This window comes from Micromonospora sp. NPDC049049, assembly GCF_040649115.1.
In the GTDB taxonomy this organism is placed as follows: Bacteria; Actinomycetota; Actinomycetes; order Mycobacteriales; family Micromonosporaceae; genus Micromonospora.
On record NZ_JBEZEX010000003.1, the window covers coordinates 17,101 to 38,010 of the forward strand.

General features: G+C 69.8%; 15 protein-coding genes and 2 tRNA genes. 7 read left to right on the forward strand and 10 right to left on the reverse strand.

What is annotated here, in order from left to right; all coding sequences use genetic code 11:
• Window positions 1-44 precede the first annotated feature (44 nt).
• Together AB0B68_RS04180 and AB0B68_RS04185 are read left to right on the forward strand one after the other, a co-directional pair.
• Complete coding sequence (locus AB0B68_RS04180; protein WP_357257783.1) at window positions 45-3,275, forward strand: S8 family serine peptidase; 3,231 nt, start codon at window positions 45-47, stop codon at window positions 3,273-3,275.
• A 292-nt stretch (window positions 3,276-3,567) separates the two neighbouring features.
• Window positions 3,568-4,050 carry a class I SAM-dependent methyltransferase gene (locus AB0B68_RS04185; protein WP_357206628.1) on the forward strand — a complete coding sequence of 161 codons (483 nt, stop codon included), beginning with the start codon at window positions 3,568-3,570 and terminating at the stop codon, window positions 4,048-4,050.
• 92 nt (window positions 4,051-4,142) lie between these two features.
• On the opposite strand, the gene AB0B68_RS04190 is transcribed toward AB0B68_RS04185, so the two are convergent.
• The 6 genes from AB0B68_RS04190 to AB0B68_RS04215 all read right to left on the reverse strand — a co-directional run bounded on the left by AB0B68_RS04190 (window position 4,143) and on the right by AB0B68_RS04215 (window position 10,820).
• Entirely contained in the window at window positions 4,143-5,687 is a 1,545-nt protein-coding gene (locus tag AB0B68_RS04190) for a non-reducing end alpha-L-arabinofuranosidase family hydrolase (protein WP_357193785.1), read from the reverse strand.
• A 527-nt stretch (window positions 5,688-6,214) separates the two neighbouring features.
• Window positions 6,215-7,831, reverse strand: coding sequence for a serine/threonine-protein kinase (locus tag AB0B68_RS04195; protein WP_357193782.1), 1,617 nt, complete (start codon window positions 7,829-7,831; stop codon window positions 6,215-6,217).
• A 662-nt stretch (window positions 7,832-8,493) separates the two neighbouring features.
• Entirely contained in the window at window positions 8,494-9,609 is a 1,116-nt protein-coding gene (locus AB0B68_RS04200) for a ricin-type beta-trefoil lectin domain protein (protein ID WP_357193779.1), read from the reverse strand.
• 602 nt (window positions 9,610-10,211) lie between these two features.
• The gene (locus AB0B68_RS04205) at window positions 10,212-10,493 is read right to left on the reverse strand and encodes a hypothetical protein (RefSeq protein ID WP_357229083.1); all 282 of its coding nucleotides are present in this window, start codon (window positions 10,491-10,493) and stop codon (window positions 10,212-10,214) included.
• Between the two features lie 125 nt (window positions 10,494-10,618).
• Window positions 10,619-10,694, reverse strand: a tRNA-Arg gene (locus AB0B68_RS04210).
• Window positions 10,695-10,729: 35 nt separating this feature from the next.
• Window positions 10,730-10,820, reverse strand: a tRNA-Ser gene (locus AB0B68_RS04215).
• A 239-nt stretch (window positions 10,821-11,059) separates the two neighbouring features.
• Here AB0B68_RS04215 and AB0B68_RS04220 point away from each other — a divergent pair.
• Window positions 11,060-12,412 carry a hypothetical protein gene (locus AB0B68_RS04220; RefSeq protein ID WP_357257786.1) on the forward strand — a complete coding sequence of 451 codons (1,353 nt, stop codon included), beginning with the start codon at window positions 11,060-11,062 and terminating at the stop codon, window positions 12,410-12,412.
• A 4-nt stretch (window positions 12,413-12,416) separates the two neighbouring features.
• On the opposite strand, the gene AB0B68_RS04225 is transcribed toward AB0B68_RS04220, so the two are convergent.
• Window positions 12,417-13,187, reverse strand: coding sequence for a CPBP family intramembrane glutamic endopeptidase (locus AB0B68_RS04225; RefSeq protein ID WP_357257788.1), 771 nt, complete (start codon window positions 13,185-13,187; stop codon window positions 12,417-12,419).
• Between the two features lie 144 nt (window positions 13,188-13,331).
• Between AB0B68_RS04225 and AB0B68_RS04230 the strand changes: the two genes are divergently transcribed.
• Window positions 13,332-14,447, forward strand: coding sequence for a globin domain-containing protein (locus AB0B68_RS04230; RefSeq protein WP_357193768.1), 1,116 nt, complete (start codon window positions 13,332-13,334; stop codon window positions 14,445-14,447).
• Window positions 14,448-14,515: 68 nt separating this feature from the next.
• Here AB0B68_RS04230 and AB0B68_RS04235 read toward each other — a convergent pair whose 3' ends face one another.
• The gene (locus AB0B68_RS04235) at window positions 14,516-16,045 is read right to left on the reverse strand and encodes a peptide deformylase (RefSeq protein WP_357257791.1); all 1,530 of its coding nucleotides are present in this window, start codon (window positions 16,043-16,045) and stop codon (window positions 14,516-14,518) included.
• A gap of 327 nt (window positions 16,046-16,372) precedes the next feature.
• Between AB0B68_RS04235 and AB0B68_RS04240 the strand changes: the two genes are divergently transcribed.
• Window positions 16,373-17,149 (forward strand): hypothetical protein, encoded by a 777-nt coding sequence (locus AB0B68_RS04240; protein ID WP_357193762.1) that lies wholly within the window; start codon window positions 16,373-16,375, stop codon window positions 17,147-17,149.
• Window positions 17,150-17,170: 21 nt separating this feature from the next.
• On the opposite strand, the gene AB0B68_RS04245 is transcribed toward AB0B68_RS04240, so the two are convergent.
• Entirely contained in the window at window positions 17,171-18,904 is a 1,734-nt protein-coding gene (locus tag AB0B68_RS04245) for a hypothetical protein (protein ID WP_357257793.1), read from the reverse strand.
• 314 nt (window positions 18,905-19,218) lie between these two features.
• On the opposite strand from AB0B68_RS04245, the gene AB0B68_RS04250 reads away from it, so the two are divergent.
• A complete protein-coding gene (locus tag AB0B68_RS04250; protein ID WP_355004428.1) occupies window positions 19,219-19,929 on the forward strand; it encodes a class I SAM-dependent methyltransferase in 711 nt (236 codons plus the stop codon).
• Window positions 19,930-20,068: 139 nt separating this feature from the next.
• On the opposite strand, the gene AB0B68_RS04255 is transcribed toward AB0B68_RS04250, so the two are convergent.
• On the reverse strand, window positions 20,069-20,611 hold the full coding sequence (locus AB0B68_RS04255; protein ID WP_357193753.1) for a YbhB/YbcL family Raf kinase inhibitor-like protein: 543 nt from the start codon (window positions 20,609-20,611) through the stop codon (window positions 20,069-20,071).
• A 110-nt stretch (window positions 20,612-20,721) separates the two neighbouring features.
• Here AB0B68_RS04255 and AB0B68_RS04260 point away from each other — a divergent pair, with 110 nt between their 5' ends.
• Window positions 20,722-20,910, forward strand: a complete 189-nt coding sequence (locus tag AB0B68_RS04260) for a hypothetical protein (protein WP_357257795.1) — start codon at window positions 20,722-20,724, stop codon at window positions 20,908-20,910.

Genomic DNA, 20,910 nt, shown 5'->3' on the forward strand with positions numbered 1-20,910 from the left:
GTCATCGTGCCGACCCGGGAGACGCCCGTGTCGGAGAGGACGATGTGCGACGACGGCAACGACGCGCCCTGACAGCCGGCGTACTCGCGACCGCGCTGGTTGCGGCGGGCCTGATCGCCCAACCGGCGAACGCGCAGGAGACGCCGACGGCCACGGCCCCCGGCACCCACGGAACCTTCACCCTGATCACCGGTGACCGGGTTTCGCTGGACGCGGCGGGGCGTCCGCAGATCCAGCGCGGGCCGGGTCGGGCCGGCATGCGGTTCGTGAGCAGCCGGGAGGACGGTCACCAGTACGTCATCCCGGTGGACGCGATGCCGCTGGTGCGGGACGGGCGGCTCGATCGACGCCTGTTCGACCTGAGCACGCTCGGCGAGTTCGGCTACGACGACCGTGCAGCCGAATTGCCGCTGCTGGTCGCGTACCCCGAGAACATGGCGGCGCGGGCACGGACCGCGACCACCGGGGGTGCCGGCCGGGTGCGGGCCGATCTCCCGGCCGCGCACGCGCTCGTGGTCCGCGCGGACCCTGACGACCGGGTGAAGCTCTGGACGTCGCTGACCAGTGGTACGCCGTCCGCGCGCACCCTCACCACCGGAATCACCCACATCTGGCTGGACGGCAAGCGCAAGGTCTCCCTCGACCGCAGCGTGCCGCAGATCGGTGCCCCGGCGGCGTGGCAGGCAGGTTTCGACGGCACCGGCGTCACCGTCGGCGTGCTGGACACCGGGATCGACGCCAGCCACCCCGACTTCGCCGGCCACCTCGCCGAGGTTCGGGACTTCACCGGCGGCAACGACCCCGGCGACTCGGTCGGCCACGGCACCCACGTGGCATCAACCATCGTCGGCAGCGGCGCCGCCTCCGGCGGGAGGTACCGCGGGGTCGCACCGGGGGCGAAGCTGCTCGTCGGCAAGGTCTGCGCCACCACCGAATGCCAGGACTCGGACATCATCACCGGCATGCAGTGGCTCGCGCCGCAGACCCGGGTGGTCAACCTGAGCGTGGGCGGCGACGACGCACCCGGCCTCGACCCGCTGGAGACCGCGGTCCAGGAGCTGAGCAACCGGTACGGCACCCTGTTCGTGGTCGCGGCCGGCAACGAGGGGAAGCCAAAGTCGGTCTCCTCGCCGGCCTCCGCCGACGACGCTCTCGCCGTCGCCGCCGTGGACGCCGACGACCAGCGGGCCTACTTCTCCAGCCGGGGCCCGCGCGTCGGCGACAACCACATCAAGCCCGAGATCAGCGCTCCGGGCGTCGACATCGTGGCCGCCGCCCCCGGTGGCGACTACGCCACCATGTCGGGTACGTCGATGGCGACCCCGCACGTCGCCGGCACCGCCGCGATTCTCGCCGGCCAGCACCCGGACTGGACCGGGCCGCAGCTCAAGGCCGCCCTGATGGACTCGGCCAAGCCGACCGGCGAGGACACCATCTACGAGCAGGGCGCCGGCCGGGTGGACATCGCCCGCGCGGTCGCCCAGCCGGTCGCCGCCGACATCGCCGCCATCGACTTTCCGGTGCAGCGCTGGCCGCACGCCGACGACAGCCCGATCACCCAGGTCGTCGGCTACCGCAACACGGGCACCGCACCGGTCACCCTGACGCTGGCCATCGCGCCGGCACCGGCCGGCATGCTCACCGTCAGCCCGGCCACGCTGGTGGTGCCGGCCGGTGGCCGGGCCGAGGCGTCGATCATGGTGGACACCCGCGTGGACGCCCCGGACGGCGTCTACCAGGGCGCGCTGACCGCGACCGGTGCCGGCGACCTGCGGGTACGGACGCCCTTCGTGTTGAACCGTGAGATCGAGAGCTACGACGTACGGCTCAACCACACCGGACGCGACGGCAGACCGGCCACCGAGTACACGACAGTGGCGGCGAACCTGACCACCGGCGAGTTCAGCACCCTCCCCGCGACACCGGGCGGCGGCGTCCTGCGGCTGCCCAAGGGGCGGTACGCGTTGTACAGCACCATCCACGAGGGTGCCGTGTCGACACTGCTCGCGCAGCCGGTCCTGGACGTACGCGGCCCGATCACCGAGGCGGTCGACGCCCGCAACGCCAAGCCCGTCGCGTTGACAGTGCCGCAGCACGACGCCGCGCCGATCTCGATCAACGTGAGCGCCAACTGGGACGACGGCATGCGCTACCCCGGCGTCCAACTCAGCGGAGTCTCCCTCACTGACGTCTTCTTCGGCCGGCTCGGGCCCGCCGTCGCGGCACCCGAGTTCACCTCGACGCTGGGCGTCGGGCTCGCCCGACCGGGCAGGGACGGCACCTTCCGCAACAGCCCCTACACCTACGACCTGGCGTACGTCGGCAGGGGCGACATGTTCACCGGCCTGACCAGGAAGCTGTCACCGAAGAACCTCGCCACGGTCAGGGCGACCTACCGCAGCCAGTCCACGGCGGCGACGGCCATCCGTTTCCACCGCGCGTCGGCCCCCGGAGGCTCGGGCCCGATCGGGTCGAACACGCCTATCGACCTGCCGTTCAAGGGCACCGAGTACTACAACACCGACGGCGGCATCGTCTGGACGTCCACGTTCGTCGAGGGGGACAACTCCACGACGCAGGATTCGACCTTCAGGCCGGGGCGTACGTACAGCCAGACCTGGAACGCGGCACCCTTCGGGCCCTCCGTGACCCAGGCACCGACCCTGTCACCCCTGGGATACGCGGGCCGCGACGGCGACACCATCTCGATCGCGTCGGTGCCCCTGTTCGGCGACGCGACCGGTCGCCCCGCGAGCCGCGACGACCAGCCGGTGCGGTTCCGGCTGCTGCGCGACGGTAAGGAGATCGGCACCTCGGACAGCGCGTGGGCCGACTTCGCGGTGCCCGCCGGAAAGGCCACCTACCGGCTGGAGGCGACCGCCACCCGAGGCGCACCGGACACCCTGTCGACGTCGGTCTCGGCGGCCTGGACCTTCACCTCGGCGCACACCACGTCGCCGGAGCGGCTGCCTCTGACCACGGCCCGCCCGACGCCAGTGCTCGACGACACCAACACGGCACGGACCGGCCGGATCATGCCGATCCCGGTGGCGCTGGACCGGCAAGCCGGTTCGAAGGCGGCGCCGAACCGCACGCTCGGCGTGTCCGCGTCGTTCGACGACGGCCGGACGTGGGTCGCCCTCCCGGTGATCCGGAACGTCGCGCTGATCAGTCACCCACGACGGGCCGGTTTCGTCTCGCTGCGGCTGACCGCCACCGACACCGCCGGCAACACGGTCACCCAGACGATCCAGCGGGCCTACCGGATCGCCTGACGCATTGCCCCGTCCGGGGTGGCGGCACCTGGAGCCGCCGCCCCGGACCTTCATCACCTGCACTGATCGCTTGTCGCGGCTGTCGTTCCGCTGCGGTGACAGAGGACACGGTGCACCGACTCCGCTGACAGGGTGGAATCAGAGGTGTGAGCAGAAGGCACCGGCGAGTGACGTCGTGAGGTCCACTCTTTCGACCCGCGATCCGGGTTCGTCCAGCGGCGGCACGACGCCCGCGGCGGACGAACCGAGTCGGGTGACGCCCGCCCATCGGCAGCGCTGGGCGGTGCAGACAATGGCCGTCACGCCCGACGACCAGGTGCTGGAGATCGGTTGCGGTCGGGGAGCAGCCGTCTCCCTGGTCGCCGGCCAACTCACCACCGGCCGGATCGTCGCCATCGACCGCGCCGCGACGATGGTGCGGCTCGCTACCGAACGGAACTTGGGCCACATCGACGCTGGTAGGGCCGAGATCCGGCGAGCAGGGTTCGAGTCGGCCGACCTACCAACCGGCCACTTCACCAAGATCTTCGCGGTGAACGTCAGCCTTTTCTGGTTGGGCGACGCGGCGCAGCAGATCGCTCGGATACGCAGCCTGCTGGCGTCGGGAGGACGGCTCTACGTCTTCGGCGAGCGACCCACCGAAGCGCACGCCACCGCGAACGTCACCGCGACCGAAGCACTGCTCCAAGCCCACGGTTTCGCCACGACCACGTCGAGCGCCACCCGTGGTCAGGGTCAGGTGCTCACCTGTGTCACCGGCACACCGATCCGGTGAGCCTGGGCTGATCGCAGCGTTGACATGAGCCGGGCGGGCTCGGCGTGACGCCGAGCCCGCCCGTTCCGGTCAGTCGAGCTTGATCAGACTGGTCAGCGCTGCAGGGTCAGCAGACCCGGCCGGTACGGCAGGAGGCCGTAGTCGACGCCGTCGGAGCTGGGGGAACGACCCTGGTAGAGCAGTTGCAGGTTGCAGGCGTCAACGGTCATCGTCTGGTCGGCGTTGGTGCGCAGCAGCTCACCGTGGCTGATGTCGTTGGTCCAGGTGGCACCGCTGTTGACCTTGCCGGCGAACGGGTTGCTCTGGGACGCGGCCTGCGGCGTCCACGTACCACCCAGGCTGGTGGCCGTGAACGAGCGGAAGTAGCGGCCCGTCGAGCCGATCGCCTCGACGATCATGAGGTACTTGTTCAGGCCCTGGAGCTTGTAGACCTGCACGGCCTCGAACAGGTTGTTCGTGGTGTCACTCATGATGGTCGTGTAGTTCGAGCCGAAGCTGCCCGGGAAGTTCCCGATCGGCATGCTGGCCCGGTAGATCTTGCCGTTGTCACCGGCGAAGAACAGGTACATGTTCGTGCCGTCACCGATGACCGCCTGGTCGATCGGGCCGGTGCCGGAGCCGGTGATGCTGCCGCTGAACAGCGTCTGCGCCGCCGACCAACCGTTCGGGTTGGTCGGGTCGGTCGAGGTCCGGTACGAGAACGCCGCCCCACCCCACTGGTAGGCGAGCACCCAGATGTTGCGCGGCGCGAAGTAGAACAGCGACGGCGCGACAGTGCCGGAGTTCATCGCGTTCTGGCTGGCCGAGCCCATCTGCGAGTAGTTCGAGAACAGGCTGAAGTTCATCGAACCCCAGCTGGACCCGAAGTCGTGCGTGGTGGCGTAGACCAGTTGCTGGCCGTTGTAGGGGGCGACGGTGAAGTCCTTCAGCGACACCCAACCCGACCTCGGGTTCGCCAACACTCCGGTGGAGGACCAGCGGTACGTCGAGGGAAGGTCGCAGGTGCCGCCCGGCGGCGGGGTCGTCGGCGGCGGCGTGGTGGGGTCGGTCCCACCGCCGACGCGGACGAACTGCCACTGCTGGTTGGTGCCGTTCCAGTCGTCGTACTGCACGATGTTGCCACCGTCGGCGGTCGAGGCGCCCTGCACCTCCATCACCTTGTTGCTGTTCCGGTTGATCAACCGGACGTAGCCGCTGTCCGAGTCGGCAAGCCGGAACTGCTGGTTGGTGCTGTTGTTGTCGCTCCACTGCACGATGCTGCCGCCGTTGGCGGTCGAGAAGCCCGAGACATCCAGCACCTTGTTGGACAGCCGCGACTTCACCCGGTAGTACCCACCACCGGAGTCGACGAACTGCCACTGCTGCTGGTTGCCGTTGTTGCGGGTCCACTGGGTGATCCGGGCCCCGTCGTTCGTGGCCAGGTTGTAGACGTCCAAGGCCTTGCCGCTGTTGCGGTTGACCAACACGTACCACGCGTTCGTGTCGACAGTCGCCGCAGCGGCGGGTGACGACACCACCGTTACGGCGGCACCACCGACCATCAACGCCGCCGCGCTGGCGGCGAGGATGCGGGGCAACCACCAACGTCGCCGCCGCGAAGGCGTTGCGATCGATGGAGACCTATCGAGGGCAGACATGATCCTCCTCCAGTGACCAAGAGCCGAACGGCCTGCCCGAGGGTGGGCGTACCGCGACGCGTGGCCGAGCACGCAGGCGTCAGAGAGTTAGCGTTAACAAGACGCCGGCAAGCAGTAGCGCACGCCTGATTCGAGGTCGACGAAGCAAGGCTTGCCCGGAAAGCCGAGGTGTCGTCGTCCTTAGGCATCGACTGTGAGCGATAACATGCCGTTCGTCAAGACGTAACGTGCTGGGAACATCTACCGTTGTCGACCTGCGGATCTTGAGGTGAGACGACTTGAACCCCATTCCCGCAGGCATCGCCCCAGATCCCCGGCCAGGACCACCGCCAGGCCCTTGAGGAGGCCCTGCGAGCGCGTTAACATCGACGGCTGCCCATTGCTGATGGCTCACTGACGGTGCCGGTGAATGCAGCCTGACGGGTCGGCCGGCAGGAGCGATGGCGCGGCGACGGTAAGGACCGATCGCCATGCGAGCCAAAGCCCACCGGGTGGGCCGGTCCGCGGGGGCCGGGAACACCCCCGAGTCAGACCGCGCCTCGATCGACCAGGCTGAACGTCGTGTTCAGCGGGGCGTCGCCGAGAAACTCGACGAAGATCTCGCTCTTGGTCGGGCTCCACTGCACCGGGCCGTACTCGTCGTTGATGATGCCGTAGGCGGGGCGCCCCTTGTCGTCCTTGCCGTCACGGTACAACGTGAACAACGTTGCCTTGCTCGGCCGACAGTCGGCCCCGACCAGCGCCGAGTACCCCTCCGAATCGACCTTGACCCCGAGGCACGGTCGGTGGGCGATCTCCGGGTTGACCGATTTGATCATGTAGTCGACACCGACTGGTTCGAGTACGAAGAGCGCATCCTTGCCGGTTCCGTTGCCGACCTCGACCTCGCCGTGGGACGGCAGCGACAGGTCACGGTCGATCTCCACCACGTGCAGCAGGACTCGCCGCTGACCAGCCAGCATGGCCTGGGCCGGGTCCACGCTGGCCGACGGTGAGGCGGACGGCTTGCCCGACGCGGGCGTGGACGTCGTCGCCGCCGGCCCGGTCGTCGCCGGGCTACCGTTCGGCGACGAGCCGCTCCGGTCCTGTTTGGACTGCCAACTCAACAGTTGCGGACCGAACAGGAAAGCGGGCACCAGCACCGCGACCACCGCGGCGGTCGCCCCCAACGCGGTGAGCCAGCCACGCCGGCGTGGGTCCGCGCGGCCGGCCTTGGCCAGACCAGATGGCGTCGACCGCGCGCCTTGATCACCACCACCGGCAGCGGGCGACACACGTGGCGGCGTCGCGCCCAGGAGTTGGGCCGGATCGCCGGCACCCACCGGAGACGCGGCGGTCAACAGCCCGTCGAGCAACTCCCGGGACGTGGGCCGGGCAGCTGGGTCCTTCTCCAATGCGCGGGAGACCAGGTCCCGCAGCGGCCCACCGAGCCCGGTCAGGTCCGGTGGTTGAGTGAGGATCCGCATTGCGGTCGCGGTAGGGGAGTCGCCCCCGAACGGGCTGCGGCCGGTTGCGGCGTAGGCGACCAGGGCCCCCCAGGCGAAGATGTCCGCGGCCGGGCCGGCCGGACGGCCGGAAGCCGTGTCGAACCGCTCCGGAGCCATGTACGAGACGGTCCCGACCATCTGGTTGGTCCGGGTGTGCTGGCTCGTCGCCTCGAAGGCTCGGGCGATGCCGAAGTCGATGACCTTGATCCCACCCGGTGCGACCAGGACGTTCGCCGGCTTGAGGTCGCGATGGATCACCCCGGCGCCGTGGATGGCGGTGAGCGCGGTGGCCACCCCGACCGCGATGCCGTGCAGGTGCGCCCCTCCCAGCGGGCCCTGCTCCCGGACCACCTGGGCCAGACTGGGGCCCTCGACGTACTCCACCACCAGGTAGGGCGGGTCATGGTCCGGGTCGGCGTCCAGAACCTCGGCCGTGCAGAACGGTGGAACCTGGCGGGCGCGGTTCACCTCACTACGGAACCGACCCCGGAACTCCTCGTCGTGCGAGAGGTCCGCACGGACGACCTTGACCGCCACCCGCCGTCCTTGCGGCGACCGGGCCAGGAAGACACTGCCCATGCCCCCGTCACCGAGCCGGTCGAGCACCTCGTACCCACCGAGGCGTGCCGGGTCACCGGGACGGAGCCCGCCGCTCACGCCGGATGCCCGCAGACCGCGACCACAGCGCGAACCGATCCGCCCATCACCCGTCCCCCTAGGTCACTCCGACGCCGGCCGCAGCCTATCGTCCGCCCACCGAATCCCGTCGATGCTGTCCATCAGTCGGCCACCACCGGGGCTGCCGCCTCGTCGCGGCTGGGCCCCCTACCGCTTCGAGGCCCTGGGCTCTCCGCAGTCTTCTTCGCCGTGATCAGTGAGCCGTCACGCTCGGACTGCCAGCTCGGGCCCTTGAAGTGATGGACGCTGCCGCCGGTACCGAACAACTGGGCCTCCGGCACCGATGCCCCACGACGCAACCCCGACTCGTCGGCTCGGGCGACGCTACTGGAGCTGTTCTTCGACGTCTTCTACGTCGCCGTGTTCGCGCAACTGTCGATGCAGTTGGCCACGAATTCCCCTGGGGCGGACTGGGACAGAGCGTCATCCTGCTGCTGGCCGCGTGGTGGACCTGGGCGGGCACCGCCATCGACACCGAGTACTACGACCCTCGACGGCGAGCGTGATGTCTGTGAGTCATCAATATGACTCACGGACATCACGGTCGTTCGGGCGCTGCCCTCCGCACGGCCAGGAGGCAGCGCAGGCGACGGTGGTCGGATCACCCGCGATCCGACCACCATCCGCTGCGACCGTACGAGCTATCGGCGGCTCCACTGCTGGTTGGCCTGGCCGGTGCAGGTCCAGAGGACGAGCTTGGTGCCGTTGCCCGTACCCACGTTGTACGGGTCGAGGCAGAGGCCGGACTGCACCCCGGTGATGGTGCCGTTGGCGTTGACGTTCCACTGCTGGTTCGTTCCGCCATGGCAGTCGTAGATGGTGACCAGGGTGCCCGGCGAGGTGCCGTAGCCGGCGGCGTCGAGGCACTTGTTGCCGTACACGGTCAGCGTCTTGCTGCTCGTGTAGGTCCACTGCTGGTTGGTGCGGCCGTGACAGTCCCACAACTGCACCTGGGTGCCGTTGGTGGTGGAAGAGCCGGGGACGTCGACGCAGCGGCCGGACAGGGCACCCACGATCGCAGTGGTCTGCTGCCCGCCGCCGCTTCCCGGGTCGCCGATGCTGCCGGGCACCGCCTGAAGCGCGCTGTACCAGCGGGCGGCCATCTTGTCGTAACCGCCGGCCGTGGGGTGGACGCCGTCGATCAGGTCGGCGGTGGTGAGTGCGCTGTACATGTCGACCAGGCGTACCCGCTTGCCGGCGTTCACCTTGCTCTGCACGATGCCCGGGATCGCCGCGTTGAAGGTGCGGGCAGCCGCATTCTGGTTGCTGTTGGAGAGCGGAATGATCTGCGCGACGAACACTTCCGCGTTGGGAGCTGTGCTGGTGATCCGGTCGATCAGGGTGGAGAGCCGGTTCGGCGCGGTGCTCACGTTGTAGTTCTGGAGGATGTCGTTGGTGCCGATGTGCAGCAGAACTGTCTGCGGCCGCTGGGTGTTCAGCCAGCCGACGATGTTCGCGTCGATCTGGTCGATGCGCCAGCCGGGATGCCCTTGGTGGTCGTGGTCACCCAGGCTGGCAGGCCCGTTGAACTGCGACCCGACGAAGTCCACTGTGTAACGCCCGTTGGCGAGTCGCTGCCAGAGCCCGATGCGGTACCCGCCCGGCACCTGCGTGCCCTCGGTGATGGAGTCGCCGAGAGGCATCACCCGCACCCCGCCGTTGGATTCGGCGTTGGCCGGGCCGGTCGAGGTCAGCACCCCGGCGAGGACGACACCGAGCGCCGCGGTCGCCGCGAGCCATCTTGCCCTGGTTCGCATAGATTTCTCCCCTGCACTGGCAGTGCTGACCGAGGGGTCAAGCCGTCGCGACAGTCGCCGCATCGACATGACGATGCCGCCGCAGCACTGGGACGGTTTGTTAACGCTAACAGCGATTCATGTAAATTCTTGTCGCTGATCCGGCCCACGTCAAGCGTCAGAAAACCGCGCGCCCTGGCCGGCGCGACGGCGGCCTGCGCCCTGCGTCGCCGGCTGCCACTCGCTGTCGCGCCGCTTGCCGCCCTGGTCGCGAAGAACCAAGCGACTGATCGGGTCGGGGACCTCAGGCACGGCAAGGTCCACCACGACGAAGCCGGCCAACGGGGGCGGCGGCATCTTCAACGACGGCGGCCAGGTCACCGTGGACCAGAAGATCCGCCATCAGCGGCAACCGGCCCACGAACTGCACCCCCAGCTCACCGCCGGTGCCCAACTGCTTCGGCTGATCATCCGATCACCCCGGCAGTCGGGTAGTACGAGATGGGCAATCCGGTCCCGCACAGGTTCGATCAGGAAGATCGGACCTGCTGCGGGACCGGTGCCGTCCGCGGGGACTCGCACCGGCGCTCCCCTGTCGGGCGACGACCCTCCGCGTGCCCGGTTCAGGTATCGATGATGTTGTTGTTCTCGTCGATGCCGTGGCTGCGCCAATAGACGTCCCACTCGTCGTCGACGTGCTGCGGGATCTTGCCCTCCGGATAGCGGACGTACGGCGGGGTCGGCTCCTGCCCATCCGGGAAGCAGGCGCTGCCGCCCTGCCCGCCCACCGCGATCGCCGGATACTCGCCACCAGCGCAGATGTCCTCCCGGAACGAGCAACCGGTGGTGGCCATCAGCCCACCCAGGCCGACTGCGGCCAGAGCGATCATGATTCGCGTTCGCATGGAGGGAATTCTGGTCGCTGCGGCAGCGCCTGCCATGCGCACGCGTACTCATCTCGCGCCGGGCGTCACGATTCGCCCATACGAAAGCAGGGAATATAGCCTGTTGGCTATATTCCCTGCTCAAGTGGTGCGCCCGAAGGGACTCGAACCCCTAACCTTCTGATCCGTAGTCAGATGCTCTATCCATTGAGCTACGGGCGCTCGTGCTCAGCCAGCATACACACCTGGCTTTCGCGCGGAGACTCCGGGATTCGAACCCGGGAGGGGCTTTAAGACCCCAACCGCATTAGCAGTGCGGCGCCATAGACCAGACTAGGCGAAGTCTCCCCGGTGATCCTCAGACCACCGCGCCCGAGGATACAGGTCACCACCCACCGGGAGCAAAACGACTTCCGGGGTATGCCCACCGGGGTCCGTCTGCCCCCGTGTTTCCACGCTGTGCGCGGGCGTGATCGGGACTACGCTCCATCGATATGCAGGAGCAGCCGCCCAGCGAGTCGACCCGTCGAGAGCCTGCTGAACGAGCGCGTCGGCGCTCTCCACGGGCCACGTTCACGCCGCCGGTCGTGGCAGAGGAGCCCACCGAGACGGTGGGGCCCGAGTCGGCGGCGCCGCCGGCCGCGACTCCGGCGAGCCAGCGTCCTCGACGGGCCAAGGCCGCCCCGGCGGTGCTCTTCCAACCACCAGAGCCGGATCGCCCCCTGCCTCGACAGCCTCGGCGAGCGCCGGCCGAACTGACCACCAACGCCGAGCAGCCGGAGCAGCCGGAGCACTCGGAGCACTCGGAGCACTCGGAGCAGCCGACCGGCGACCAACCGAGCCCAGCAACCGGCCTCGCATCGACACCGCCGAAGGCTCGGACCGCCCCTGTTCGCAGGGCTGACCATCGGCAGGCAGCCGACACGCCCGCCGAGGTGACCCCGGCCACGCCGACGCCCCGCAAGCGCACCGCAAAACCCACCAAGGCTGCGAGCACCACCAAGACCGCGAGCACCATCAAGACCGCGAGCACCACCGAACCGCAGACCTCCACCGATGCGCAGACCAGCACGGCCGCGAGCACCACCGGCGAGGCGAGCACCATCACGCCAGCGGCCCCGGCCAAAACCGCAAAGACCACCAGGCGCGCGGCCACCCCACGAAAGAGCACCCCGCCGACCAAGAGCACCCCGCCGACAAAGCCCGTCCCCGAACCCGTGGTCAGGCCGCGGACGGCACCCGCCGAGCAGCAGCTGACCCCGGCAGACCCCGCCGTGCGGCAGGTTGAGCCGGCTCTGGGGCGTACCCCGGAATCGGAGCTGCGCGCGGTCGCCGCGCGCGTGCTCGACCACCCCGGCTTCGCACCGGAGCTGTTGGCTCTTGCCGCGGTGCGGACGTTCGGGCCCGGCGCGGCCGGGTGGGCCGCTGGGTTGCGCGACAGGTACCCGGACGCCTCGGCGGACGGCCTGGCCCGGTTGGCGACCCGGCGGTTCGTCCGCTCGGCGGGTGCCGGTGGGGCGACCGCCGCGCTGGCCGGCTTCTTCGCGCCGCTGGCCGAATTGGCGGCGGTGCTGTGGACGCACTCGGAGCTGGTGCTGCACCTGGCCGCGGCGTACGGCAAGGATCCGACGCATCCCGACCGGGCGGTCGACCTGCTGGTGCTGACCCAGGTGCACCCGGATCGGGCGAGCGCGGCGGCAGCTCTGGCCGCCGCCGAGAGCGCTGGTGACCCGGTCGAGGGGGCGTGGCCGAGGGCGGCGGAGGCGGCCTGGCGGTTGGCCGCGCCGCTCACGGCGCAGGCCGGTGGTTGGGTGGCGTTGCGGCTGGTGGCCCGGTTGCTGCCGGGCGCTGCGGTGCTCGCGGCGGCCTTGGGTGACGCGGCGGCGGCCGACCGGCTCGCGGCCCGGACGGTGGCCGTCTACCGACCCGACCGGCGCTGACGGGTCAGAGCCAGTCGAACCACTCCCGGGGCAGCAGCGCGTAGCCGACGAAGGCGAACACGTCGAGCAGTGTGTGCGCGATGATCAGCGGCATCACCCGCCGGGTGCGCAGGTAGAAGAGGCTGAACACGACGCCCATGATCGCGTTGCCGACGAACGCGCCGAAGCCCTGGTAGAGGTGGTAGGAGCCGCGCAGCAGCGCGCTGGCCGCGATGATCGCGGCCAGCCGCCACTGGAGCTGACGCAGCCGGGTGACCAGGTAACCGACCACGATCACCTCTTCCAGCACGGCGTTCTGCACGGCGGCGAGGATCAGCACCGGAACCGTCCACCAGATGTCCGGCAGCGCGGCCGGCACCAGCGTGGCGTTGAGACCCAGGTGGGCCGCCACCCAGAACAGCGCCAACCCGGGTAGGCCGATGAGCGCCGCCAGGCCGGCGCCGCGCGCCACGTCCTGGCCGGGCCGCCGGGCGTCCAGGCCGAGGGTCCGCGCCGGGTCGCCGGGGTCACGGGCGAGCAGGTGTACGGCGAGAAGCACCGGCAGCAGCGCGAACACGATGCCGAGCAGCTGGTAGGTGAGGTCCAGCCAGGGGCGGGCCGACGCCGAGGTGTTCAGCGACGCGGTCTGCTTGGAGAGCGGACCGTCGGCGGTCAACTTCGCGATGATCGAGACCACCGCGTAGATCGCGGACTGGCCGAGGGAAAGGCCGAGGACCAGCAGCGTCTCGGTGCCCAGCAGTCGGCGGGACACCGGGCGGGTCAACTCAACGGTCACCGCACCACTCTGCCCGACGTACGGCACAGGTGACATGGCCGACCGGCCACCGTGAGCCGATCGCACATTCTGTGCGACCAGTCGACACGCTCCGTGGAGATTCTATGAGCGCCCGATCCGTTGCCGTCTGGAGAAGGAGCGTCAGTGGACAACCTCGCGCGGTTGCTGAAGGAGAGCTGGGCCCTGGTCGAGGACGACCGGGTCCGGCTGAGCGGTCACTTCTACGCTCGGCTGTTCCTGCTCGACCCCGCCCTGCGGCAACTCTTCCCGGTGCAGATGACCGGCCAGGGCGACCGCCTGCTCGAAGCGATCATCACGGCGATCCACACTGTGGACGACCCGGAGAGCTTCGATGAGTTCCTCCGGGCGCTGGGCCGCGACCACCGCAAGTACCACGTCGACGAGCGGCACTACGCCACGATGGGGGTCGCGCTGCTGGACGCGCTGCGCAGCACCGCCGGCGACGGCTGGAACCTGGAGTACGACCAGGCGTGGCGGGAGGCGTACGCGGCGATCGCCGCCCTGATGGTGGCCGGTGCCGCCTCCGACGACGACCCGCCGTTCTGGCACGCCGAGGTGCTGACCCACGAGCGGTACGGCCCAGACACCGCCGTGCTGACCTGCCGGGCGTTGCAGCATCCGCTGCGCTGGCAGGCGGGGCAGTACGTGAGCCTGGAGGTGCCGCGCTACCACCCCCGGGTGTGGCGCAACTACTCGGTGGCGAACGCCCCGAACGACGACAACGTGCTGGAGTTCCACGTGCGGTCTCCGGGGGCCGGCTGGGTGTCCGGTGCCCTGGTGCGGCGGGTGCGGCCGGGTGACCTGCTCCGCCTGGCGGCACCGATGGGGTCGATGACACTGGACCGCGCCTCGGAACGGGACATTCTCTGCGTGGCCGGCGGCGTCGGGCTGGCGCCGATCAAGGCGCTGGTGGAGGAGTTGGCCACCTTCAACCGGACCCGCTGGGTGCATGTCTTTTACGGTGCCCGGCAGGCGGCCGACCTGTACGGCCTGGACGGGTTGCAGGAGTTGGTGGCCGCCCACCCGTGGTTGTCGGTCACCGCGGCGTGCAGTGAGGATCCGGACTTCGACGGCGAGCAGGGTGAGATCCCGGAGGTGGTGGCCCGGTACGGCCCGTGGACCACGCACGACTGCTTCGTCTCCGGTGCCGCCCGGATGGTCCGGTCCACCCTGCGGGTGCTGGCCGCCGACAACGTGCCGCCGCCAAACATCCGCTACGACACCTTCGGTGACCTCTAGACGTTCCTCCCCCCACACCGGGGCGCGTGCCCCTGCCCCCTGGGGCACGCGCCCCGGTCCCTTCCTGGTCAGTAGCGCCAGGGGCGCCCGGCCTCGCGGTACTCCTCCACCGGCACCAGGGGCACGCCCGGCGCCATCCGGTCGACGTAGAGCCGGCCTTCCAGGTGGTCGATCTCGTGTGCGACCAGACGGGCCATGCCGAATTCGAACGACGTGATGATCCGGCTGCCGTCCCACTGGGCGTGTTCCACGTCCAGGCGTAGCGGCCGGGGCACCAGACCTCGGTGGTCGAAGAAGGATAGGCAGCCCTCGTACTGCTCGTCGGTCTCCGGGTCGGCGTCGACCACCCGCGGGTTGAGCAGCACGACCGGCTCCGCCGACCGGTCGGGCGGCCGCACCACGGCCGCCGCGCGGCCGATGCCGAACTGCGGAGCGGCGACACCAACGCCCTTGCTGAACGGGTGCAGCTCGTCGAGCCGGGCCAGGGCCATGACGAGCCGGTCGACCACGTCCCGGGCGACATGTTCCTCAGCGGGCAGGTCGAACGGGCGGGCCCGCTGGCGGAGCAGGTCGTCTCCGCGTTGCACGATGCCGAGGCCGCGCATCCGGTCGCTGGGTCGGACCCGGGCGGCGCCGGGGCCGATGTCCGGTTCGGTGTCCGGGCGGGCACGGAACCGCCACTGCATCCGGTAGCGGGCGTTCAACGGGGGGTCGTCGGTCTGCCAGTCGTAGATCACCCGGTCGCCCTCGTCGTGACGATGCGGTGCCGTCCGCAGCGGGCCTTCCTCCGCGCTGAGCGAGGTTTCCACGCCCCAGACCTGCGGGTCGAGGGCGGCGGGCAGATCCAGGCGTACGGCGAGTTGCCGGGTGGGCAGTCGGACGGCCCGCTGGAACCAGGGGCCCCACTTCTCGTGGCCGACGCTGTACGCGTACTCGATGGTGGCCCGGTCGCCCGGGTAGAGGGGGAAGCGTCGCTCCCCGTTCTCGAAGAGCAGCCAGATCTCCTTGAACGCGTCCCGATCGTGCTTGGCTCGCCAGTGCATCGGCTCCGGGTCTCCGCCGCCGTCGTCTCGACGGGCCTGTATCTGCAGCTCGGCGAAGGTGAGGGGGTGCTCCCGGTGGTGCCGATTGGAGCGGCCGGGGTCGTTCGGGTAGCGGTCGACGGCGACCCGGACCAGGTAGCGGGTGACCGGCTCGGTGCCGGCGTTGTAGAGCTCACGGTGGATGACGCACCGGTAGCCGTCGTCGGTGTGGGTGAGGGTGGCCAGCTCCCGTTCCACGACCAGCCCGGTGCCCGGTGGCAGCCACTGGCCTGGCAGGTACGACTCGCGGTGCGGATGACCCGCCCGGGCGTGCCGAAGGTCGTCGTACTCCCGGAAGCGCTGCCAGATCGCGCCGCTCGCCTCCAGGACGGCCTCCGCGCGGCGGGCGAAGTCCTCGGTCGGGCGGTGCCGGCGCCCCTCGACGTGGCTCACGTAGGACGGGTCGAACCCCATCAGGACGGCCAGTTGCTTCTTGGACAGCCCGCGCCCGGTCCGTTGCCGGGCGAGTTCGGCCGCGAAGGAGTCGGCAGCCCGTTCGAGGGGTGAGGTAGTCATCAGCTTCCTCGTGGCCGGGGCTATAAGTTTTCACGTTCCGTGCGCGAGCACACACGCAAGTGGCATGTTTTCGACACACTGCTTGACAATTCACCGATGGCCGTCGATTGTGCGACGGCGTTTCCCAGCACCGACTCCGGGTAGTAGGCGGAGCACTACTCCGCCGAATGCGGGGGTGACCTGGGCGTCCGGGATGTGACCAAGGTGAGGCTTCCCTTACGGCCACGGGCCTGGTTAGGCTAGCCTTAGCTCAGGACGGCACTGGTTCGTCCGCCGGGGCGCACTCCTCGGTCAGACAGACAGGGGACGACTCAGGTGACAGCGGTGATGCCACGGCGCGAGGCCGCCACCACGCCGCTCGCCCCCGTCACCGCTGCGCTCCGGGCCATGTTCGGCACCGACGACCTCCCCGGCCTCGCCCGGGGCCTGCTGGTCGACGACGAGCTCGGCTGGGCGCCCGCCACCACCCTGATCGATGGCAGCCGACTGCCGGAGTTGCTGAACGGCGCGGCCGTCCGCTGGGGGGGCACCCCGCACGCCTGCGCGGCGCTCGCCTGGAAGTCCTACAGCTACTGGGCGGCCCTGCCGGTCGTGCTCGGCTGGGCCTCCGCCCGGCGGGTGCCACTGCTCGACCCGGCCGACCTGCTGATCCATTTCGAGGACCATCGGCAGCTGCTCACCATGGGCCTGCGCCGGGGCACCACGGTGGCGGTGCTGCCGAACGACCCGCTGGCGCTGACCGGCCTGCCGGAGGTGCGGGTCGTCGCCGACGAGGCGGAGCTGCTGGCCGCGCTGCGCGCGTCCCTGCTCGACGCTCACCTGGCACCGCTCATCACGGCGATCCAGTCCGAGGTCCGGGTGGGCACCCGGACGCTGCTCGGCTCGGTCGCCTCCGGCATCGCGCACGGCATCCTGCGGGCTGCGGACGCCCTGCCCGGCTCCACGGTCCAGAGCATCGACACCCTGCTCGGCGCACTCGACCTGGCCGACCTGATCGAGCTGGTGCCGGGGCCGACCGGTGAGCCGACAGTGCAGCGCCGCACCTGCTGCCTCGCCTTCACCCTGCCCCGCCCGAAGGTCTGCCAGGGCTGCTGCGTCCGCTAGGCCAGACCGGGGCGGTATCGCTCAGTCGGTCAACGGCCGGACATCCCACACCCACACGCCGCCGGTAAAGACCGGTTCGATCCCAGTCAACTCGGTCATGCCCCGGCGCAGCGCGGTCTCGTGCTCGTGTGGCCCGAGGATGACCACCCCGGCCCGCCAGTAGCGCAGGTCGTCGACCGCTCGGACCCGGCTCTGCGGCGTGATCGGCGGCACCGCCCCGGTGCGCCGGATGGTGGTGAAGAAGCTGCTGGTGGGGCGGGGGGTCGCACCGAACAACGCGACCTTCGGCGGATCGGCGTCCGGACGGGTGTCCGGGCCGAGGAAGTAACCACGGGCCAACGGCATGTCCAGCCGGGTCGTCGCGGACCAGCGCAGCGGCTCGGCGTAGGTGGTGTCCGGCAGCGGCAGGGTCACCACACTGCGCCCACCGGCCACGTACGGCCGCCACGCCCCACTGGTCACGAAGCTGGGGACCGGATCGGGGCGGGCCACGGGCAGCGGGGTGGGGACGATCGGCAACAGGGCCATCGTGAGCACTGTGGCGGTGACGAAGCGGATCTGCCCCCGAGCGGCCGGGTGCGCGTGGGCCAACTCGCGGGCACGTTCGGCGCCGTAGGCGAGCAGCAGCCCGATGATCGGGGTGATCGCCAACGCCCAGCGTGTCGGCACCACCGAGTGCAGGATGGGCAGGTTCTCCAGCGCCGCCCAGGGGCCGGGCACACCCGTACCCCGGTTGTCGAAGCGGACCTCCCGCCCCAGCGACAGCACCGCGAAGAGCAACCCGAGCGCGGCCAGCGCGAGCACCACGATCGACCGGCGCAGCCACCAGACCAGGGCGATCACCAGCACCACAAGGCCCCACCCGAAGAAGCTGTTCTCCTCGGTCGGGTTCTTGGCCAGGCCCGCAGCGGTGCGCGCGCTACCGGCCAGCGACTCCCGGGAGTACGCGAGGAACGAGGCCACGTCGCTGGAGTAGCCGCGGATCAGGCGGGACAGCCCGGAGTACGCGCCCGGCCCGAAGAACTGGACATACAGGGGGTACGCGAGCAGGAGCCCGGCGACCCCGGCGGCGACGGCCAGCCCGGCGAGGAAGGATCGGGCCCGAGGCCGTAGATCCGCGCGGCCGAGGGCGAGCACGCCGATGACCACGCCGAGCCCGATCGCGGTCATCAGCAGGATTTCCAGGTTGAGGAACGCCTGCCAGACGATGACCAGCGCGAGAAGGATCCCGTTGCGCAGCCAGCGGCCCGGTTCACCGAGTCGTAGCGTGCGCCAAATGATCAACGGGACGACGAACTGCGACACGATGTTCGGGTGCCCATTGGCGTGGGACACCATGGCCGGCGCGAACGCGCAGAAGCCGGCGGCAAGCCACGCCGGCCCCCGGCTGCCGATCAGGACCCGGGAGAGCAGGAAATACCAGGCCGTGGCGGTGGCAATCATGCCGGCGGTCAGAAAGATCAGAAATGACGCTCGCGGCCCGAACAGCAGGGTGATCGGCGTCATTGGCAATGAAATGGATAATACGGACGTATTGGCCATCAGATTGACGCCGTCGGGCACGTTCATCTGATTGGAATGGAACGGATACGCAAAGTGCGTGACTACTCGCGCACCGTGCGCCATCATCCATTCAAACTGCGACTGATCCGACTGGTTGTCCCGCACATCGCTGTCCGGGTCCAGCCAGAGTCGACAGGTGACCCAGAAGCCGAGCACCACGAAGCTCAGCACGGCGGTCAGATCGGCCCACATCCCCCTACGGGAAGGCCGATCGGCACCGGAAGCCCCCTCCGCCGACGGCGCGGCGGCCGGGCTGCGGTTGCCGCTGGGCACGTCCGGTTCAGGAGTAGTCATGACAATTCATAGGGTAGTCAGCGCCTGGCAGCGCCGTGACATGTTTCGGGGTACTGCCGTACTATGTGCCGGGTTCGCCGACCGCCGATCACGAACCCACCCCCCGACCACAATTCGGCCACCCCGATGCCCCGATTCTTTCGCCGTCCCAGCGGATGATTCACTCTGTCGGTCCAGGCACGGGTCGAGTTCATACCGTGAGGAATCGACGCATGGCAGAAATCACTGGGGACCAGCGCGTGCAGTCCGAGGTGCTGGAAGGCCTGGCAACCGCTGTCAACCACCGTCGCTGGTTCATCGAACTGGCCGTGCCGTACCTCGGCGACGACCCGATCGAGATCGGCAGCGGTCTCGGTGACTACGCGCTGGAATGGTCCGAGCGGCTGCCACGGTTCACCGCCACCGAGGCCGACCCGGACCGGCTGCTGCAGCTCAAGGAGCGCCTCGCCGACCGTCCGAACGTCGACGTCCGGCAGATGCTGCTGCCGCACAACGACCGGGGCGACTACAGCGCGGCCGTCTCGTACAACGTCCTGGAGCACATCGAGGACCACGTGGGCGCGCTACAGAGCATGCGCGACCTGGTCCGACCCGGCGGTGCCGTGATCATCATCGTGCCCGCGTTCCAGTTCGCTATGGGCCCGGCCGACATCGCCACCGGGCACGTCCGCCGCTACACGAAGAAGACGCTCGGGGCGGCGATGACCGAGGCCGGTCTGACCATCGAGAAGATGCACTACGCCAACGCGCTCGGGCTGATCGGCTACTTCATGGCCACCAAGGTCTTCCGGCTGATGCCGAAGGAGGGCCCGATGGTCAAGGTGTACGACACCCTCGTCCTGCCCGCCACCAAGGCCGCCGAGCAGCTCGTCCTCCCGCCGTTCGGCCAGTCCGTCTTCGCCGTAGCCCGCGTCCCAGCCTGACCCACACCCCCGGCCCCGGCCCCGGCCCCGGCCCCGGCCCCGGCCCCGGCGATCTTGCACTTCCTGTCGTCGTTGTGCCTGGTATGTCAGGAATGACGGGACAGAAAGTGCAAGATCGCGGGAGCTGGGAGGGGCCGGGTCAGTCCTTGATCTGGTACGTCGGGCGGATCACCGCTCGGGCCAGGGTGTGGAACGTCAGGTTGAAGCCGACGTAGGCGGGGGTGGCGTCCGGGGTCAGGTCCAGGCGGTCGACGTCCAGGGCGTGCACCGCGAAGACGTACCGGTGCGGGCGGTCGCCGGCCGGCGGAGCCGCCCCGCCGTACCCCTGCTCGCCGTAGTCGTTGCGGACCGAGAACGCCCCGCCGAGGTCGGTACCCGCCGCGCCTCCAGCCCCGGTGGGCAACTGGGTGACGTTGACCGGCACGTTCACCAGCACCCAGTGCCAGAAACCGCTGCCCGTCGGCGCATCCGGGTCGTAGCAGGTCACCGTGAAGCTCTTCGTCTCGGCGGGAAAGTCCGACCAGGCCAGCTGCGGCGAGACGTTCTCACCCCCGGTGCTGCCATGCGCGTGCCGGGCGTCCATCGGCTCGCCGTTCTGCACGTCGTCGCTCGTCAGCGTGAACGAGGGCAGCGTCGGCAGCAGCTCGTACGGGTCCGGGGCGATCGGTCGTTCCAGGGTCATGGGGACGCGTCCTTCCGATGTGCGGAGATACCAGCCCCTTCTTACCCCGCCGCGACCCTTCCGACGACCGGAAGCACGCGCTGACCGACTGTGGTTTCGCAGAGCTACGGTTGAGTTCGGGCAACGTTCCGCAGGGGGACATCGTGGCCGGCATCTGGCGGGACTTCGCGGTAGCCGTCCTCACCGCGTTCCGCCGCCGGGACGAACGAGCCATCGCCGACGACCGCCGACGCGCTGTCGAGCGACTGGCCGAGGAGACGATCCGCCGGGAGCGGCGAACCGTCGACCCGCCGGAGTGA

What these genes read in the sequence shown, in the direction of transcription:
- AB0B68_RS04185 (WP_357206628.1), top strand. Translation starts at nt 3,568, where the DNA reads ATGGCCGTCACGCCCGACGACCAGGTGCTGGAGATCGGTTGCGGTCGG.
- AB0B68_RS04190 (WP_357193785.1), bottom strand. Translation starts at nt 5,687, where the DNA reads ATGTCTGCCCTCGATAGGTCTCCATCGATCGCAACGCCTTCGCGGCGG.
- AB0B68_RS04200 (WP_357193779.1), bottom strand. Translation starts at nt 9,609, where the DNA reads ATGCGAACCAGGGCAAGATGGCTCGCGGCGACCGCGGCGCTCGGTGTC.
- AB0B68_RS04205 (WP_357229083.1), bottom strand. Translation starts at nt 10,493, where the DNA reads ATGCGAACGCGAATCATGATCGCTCTGGCCGCAGTCGGCCTGGGTGGG.
- AB0B68_RS04235 (WP_357257791.1), bottom strand. Translation starts at nt 16,045, where the DNA reads ATGACTACCTCACCCCTCGAACGGGCTGCCGACTCCTTCGCGGCCGAA.
- AB0B68_RS04240 (WP_357193762.1), top strand. Translation starts at nt 16,373, where the DNA reads ATGCCACGGCGCGAGGCCGCCACCACGCCGCTCGCCCCCGTCACCGCT.
- AB0B68_RS04245 (WP_357257793.1), bottom strand. Translation starts at nt 18,904, where the DNA reads ATGTGGGCCGATCTGACCGCCGTGCTGAGCTTCGTGGTGCTCGGCTTC.
- AB0B68_RS04250 (WP_355004428.1), top strand. Translation starts at nt 19,219, where the DNA reads ATGGCAGAAATCACTGGGGACCAGCGCGTGCAGTCCGAGGTGCTGGAA.
- AB0B68_RS04255 (WP_357193753.1), bottom strand. Translation starts at nt 20,611, where the DNA reads ATGACCCTGGAACGACCGATCGCCCCGGACCCGTACGAGCTGCTGCCG.